The sequence below is a fragment of the Chamaesiphon sp. OTE_8_metabat_110 genome (genome assembly GCF_031382685.1).
Taxonomy (GTDB): domain Bacteria; phylum Cyanobacteriota; class Cyanobacteriia; order Cyanobacteriales; family Chamaesiphonaceae; genus Chamaesiphon.
The window spans coordinates 1-4494 of the sequence record NZ_JANMZA010000380.1; the positions used below are offsets into that span (position 1 = coordinate 1).

General features: G+C 50.5%; 2 protein-coding genes and 1 pseudogene. All 3 read left to right on the forward strand.

Annotated features, from left to right (window positions below; all coding sequences use genetic code 11):
- On the forward strand, positions 1 to 1366 hold a 1366-nt coding region (locus tag RMO52_RS13955), incomplete at its 5' end, for a TIGR00300 family protein (protein ID WP_310415228.1).
- Positions 1367 to 2502: 1136 nt separating this feature from the next.
- Positions 2503 to 3345 carry a cyanophycinase gene (locus RMO52_RS13960; protein ID WP_396134986.1) on the forward strand — a complete coding sequence of 281 codons (843 nt, stop codon included), beginning with the start codon at positions 2503 to 2505 and terminating at the stop codon, positions 3343 to 3345.
- A gap of 284 nt (positions 3346 to 3629) precedes the next feature.
- Positions 3630 to 4494 (forward strand): annotated as a pseudogene (locus RMO52_RS13965) (cyanophycin synthetase); the annotation flags it as partial.

A 4494-nucleotide genomic window follows, 5' to 3' on the forward strand; every position in this document is an offset into this window, starting at 1 on the left:
TACGGTCGTCGAGACACCCCTGACAGAATTCCTCAAAGCAGGTGGTGCGGCTAAATGCTTGACGCTCAGAGTGACTGAAACTCACCATGAGTCGCCCCAAGCATCGAAGATTCAAAGCCGGACGATCCATCTGGAAGGACATTTGCTCGATTCTGGCTTGGTAAATCGCGTCCTCGATACGATCGTCGCTGGTGGTGGGAGTTTCCAGGTGGTGAATTTTAGTCTCGGCGCACAGCGACTGGACACTTCAGCAGCAGAAGTCAAGGTTTCGGCTCCCGATCTGGTGGTGATGGCGGATATTATGGGGCAACTGATCGATCTCGGTGCGGTAAGTGCCTCCGAGCAGACAATCGATGCCACACTCGCCCCCGTAACTCAGGCTGGAGTAGCGGCTGATGACTTCTATGCCACTACGATCTACCCGACGGAAATCGCGGTTGCTGGCGAGTGGATTAAGGTACAGGGACAACGGATGGATGGCGCGATCGCCGTCACACAGACAGATACAGGCGCGATCGCCAAGTGTAAGCTGCTCCGCGATCTCCAAGTGGGCGAATCGGTAGTAGTCGGGAGTGAAGGAATTCGCACCAAACGCAATACCACCACTATTAAGAAAGTCGCCACCGAAGAATTTAGCTTCATGGGCGCGGGGGTATCGAGCGAACGCCGCGTCGAATTAGTCGTCGAACAAATTGCCTGGGACTTACGCCAAATCCGCGATCGCGGGGGCAAAGTTGCCGTCGTCGCGGGGCCAGTTGTAATCCATACTGGGGGCAGTAAGCACCTCAACCAACTCATCCGCGAAGGCTACGTTCACGCCCTCCTCGGCGGTAATGCGATCGCCGTCCACGATATCGAGCAATCCCTGATGGGCACCTCATTAGGTGTCGATATGCAGCGCGGGATCTCCGTACATGGCGGACATCGCCACCACCTCAAAGCAATCAATACTATCCGTCGCTGTGGCAGCATTGCCAACGCCGTCGAGCAAGGCGTCCTCCAAAGCGGCGTGATGTACGAATGCGTCAAACACAACGTCCCCTTTTCCCTCGCTGGCTCGATTCGGGACGATGGCCCCTTACCCGATACCCAGATGGATCTCGTCGCCGCCCAAGCCGACTACGCCCGCCTGATTGAAGGCTCCGACCTGATTTTGATGCTATCGAGTATGCTCCACTCGATCGGGGTCGGAAATATGACCCCAGCGGGGGTAAAAATGGTCTGTATCGACATCAATCCCGCCGTTGTGACCAAACTAAGCGATCGCGGCTCGATCGAGTCAATTGGCGTCGTTACCGACGTAGGACTGTTCTTGAGTTTACTAGTACAGCAACTCAATAAGTTGACTGGGCAGTATGGGGGGTAGAGGGTAAAAGGGGAAAGGGGAAAGGGGAAATTGCGACACGAAGTCGCAGATGTGTAGTGAAGCTCCTAGCTTCTGCCTTAGTATCAAAGGTATGGACACTCTGAAGAAGCATCAACAGCAATGGGGATGTTTCACAGCTAGAGGAGAAAGCCTAATCGCACTGGTAGCCTAAACTGGTACGAGGGCAAGTCCAAGTCTGGTATGGTTAGCTAACGCGAATCTTGATAAAGTCCGTCATTTCCCAATGAGCTAAAAGGCTGATTAAGGCTCAGACCAAAAGGTAAGTGGCATATAAGAAAACTGGATTTTTACCGCCAGTGTGACGATACCTTCGCCACCGGATGACAGAGAAACCTAACCCAGACGCATCTAAACACTGCGGAACGTGTAAACCTCTACAAGGTCAGTATTAATTACTGTAGGAAAGTCGTGAGACGTACCAATTCCTTGGGCCAGATGGGACTCTTTTAAAAAGCTAATGCCTGCATAGCGAAAGCTCAGAGAAATTCATAACTCGCAGGATAAGGGTTTATCCCGTACCCGAAAGGGGAGCAGACGTAGAAGAGGCACCAAACGTTGTTGAAACCGATAGTAGAAAATCTTTACCCCTCCACAAGTTAGAGGCGAAGGGCATTCGCCAACGGCGGAGGTCAGGGATTTTAAGGATTGAAGCCCAATAAATAAAATCCTGAAAACCTGAATTGGACATAGTGATTCGACCCATTATGTAAGAGAAGTATAACTTGAAGGGAGTAAACGATACAGCAGGAGCCGAGTGCTTGGAAACTTGCAAGCTCGGTACTGTGGAGGGGAAAACCCGTAAGGGTTTACCTATTCCGGCGGGAAAGGGGAAAGGGTGAGAGGTAAGAAGTAGCAATATTCGGACGCTTACGTCTCCCCAACTCCCCAACTCCCCAACTCCCCAACGACCCTTTCCCCTTTCCCCCAACTCCCAACTCCCAACTCCCAACTCCCAACTCCCAACTCCCATCTCCCATCTCCCATCTCCCCATCTCCTGTCAAATCAAATACAAACTAGCAGGTACATTATTTGATACAGTCAGTTTATTGTGTAGTAGGTGTGACTTTGATTTTGGTTCGCCACGGTGGTATGATGGGAGACTTAGAATCGACATATGCTTGAAGTACAGCCTTTCCTCGCTCAAAAATTCATGGTAATTTCTAGCCATTATCCAGTCATGGTAATTGGTGGAGCAGAAGACAAAGTAAATGGGTGTGGCATCTTGAATGCCTTCTTTAGAAGTGCAGGGGGGAAGATGGCGACGATCGGCATCATCCCTTGCGCCTCCCAAGAACCTAGTGTCGTCGGCGATCGCTACTACCAAATTTTTAGGGGGATGGGTGCCCAAGAAATCCAAATCCTTGATATTCGTCAGCCGAAAGAGTGTGACGAAGAACGGTGGTTGAATATTTTAGCTAGTTGTAGTGGCGTCTTTTTGACTGGTGGAGACCAATTGCGCCTGCGCGACCTCATTGGTGGCAGCAAGTTTATGGCAGCCATCAAAGCCAGAATTGAGAGTGGCAACCTCGTCCTAGCTGGTACCAGTGCTGGGGCGGCCATCGTTGGCGAACAGATGATTTCCGGGGGGAGCAGTGGCGAATCCCCCAATCAGTCATTAGTAGATCTGACCGCTGGATTGGGGATTTTTCCAGATTTGCTAGTCGATCAACATTTCCACAACCGCAATCGGATGGCGCGATTGATGAGTGCGATCGCGGCTCATCCCGATAAGCTCGGCATTGGGATCGATGAAGATACCTGTGCGGCGTTCGATGGCGACGGCACTTTTGAAGTATTGGGCAAAGGGACGATTACAATTATCGATCCCGGCAAGTTGACCCATCGCAACTACCTCAAAGCTGGAGAAAATGCCCCACTGAGTCTGCATAATCTTACCGTTCATGTCTTAAGTCAGGGCGATCGCTATGATTATCAGCATCGTCATGTAGTATCATAATTCCAGTCATCTGGATCGCTAGTCGCCATTAGCTGCACACATCGTCTCGATCGGAAGTTAGTTGTTATTTACGACACTTTCTAGACAATATCTAGGTCAGTATGTAGCAAGTAATACGGAATTAGCGACTCAATTTGAAATTAAGTAATAGTGGTACGTCGATCGCTTCATGCTAGCGATGAATCTAGATCGATCGCCAAATCAACTTTTCAAACTTTATTGAAGATCGTGGGATTGCATTCGATGTAGGGTGGAATCAACTTAAAGGTACTTCTTATATACATATGAAAATTCTCCAAACTCAAACGCTTCGAGGCCCAAACTACTGGAGCATTCGCCGCTCAAAGCTGATTCTCGTGCGACTAGATTTGGAGGAATTAGCAGATCGACCTTCGGATACGATTACCGGATTTTATGAGAGTCTCGTGGCGGTGCTCCCCAGTCTCGACGAACATCATTGTTCGCCCGGTTGCCGGGGTGGGTTCTTGAGCCGAGTCCGCGAAGGGACGATGATGGGACATATCCTGGAGCATGTAGCATTAGAACTCCAAACTTTGGCAGGGATGCCAGTGGGCTTCGGTCGTACCCGCGAGATGTCCACTCCAGGCGTCTATCAGGTGGTGATTGAATACCAGATCGAGACGGCAGGGCGATACGCTGCCAGAGCGGCACTACGGCTGTGTCAGAGCATTATCGAGACGGGTACCTATCCCCAAGTCGAACTCGATCGGGATTTGGAAGATCTCGTGAAGATGTGCGAGGAAGCAGCATTAGGGGCGAGTACTGATGCCTTAGTAAAAGAAGCCGAAGCACTGGGGATTCCCTGGATGCACTTAGAGAGCTGCGATTTATTTCAGTTGGGTTATGGCAAGCATCAAAAACGGATTCAAGCCGCACTGACTTCCAACAGCAATATTATCGGGGTCGAACTCGCCTGTGATAAAGAGAAAACTAAAAAAATCTTGGCGAGTATGGGCGTCCCGGTGCCGTTGGGGACGACAATTTATGCTTTTAACGAACTAGCAGCCGCGATCGATAGTTTGGGTGGTTATCCGATCGTGATTAAGCCCCTCAATGGCAATCACGGGCGAGGGATTACGATCGATATTCAAGACTGGGAACACGCCGAAACTGGTTACGATCGCGCGC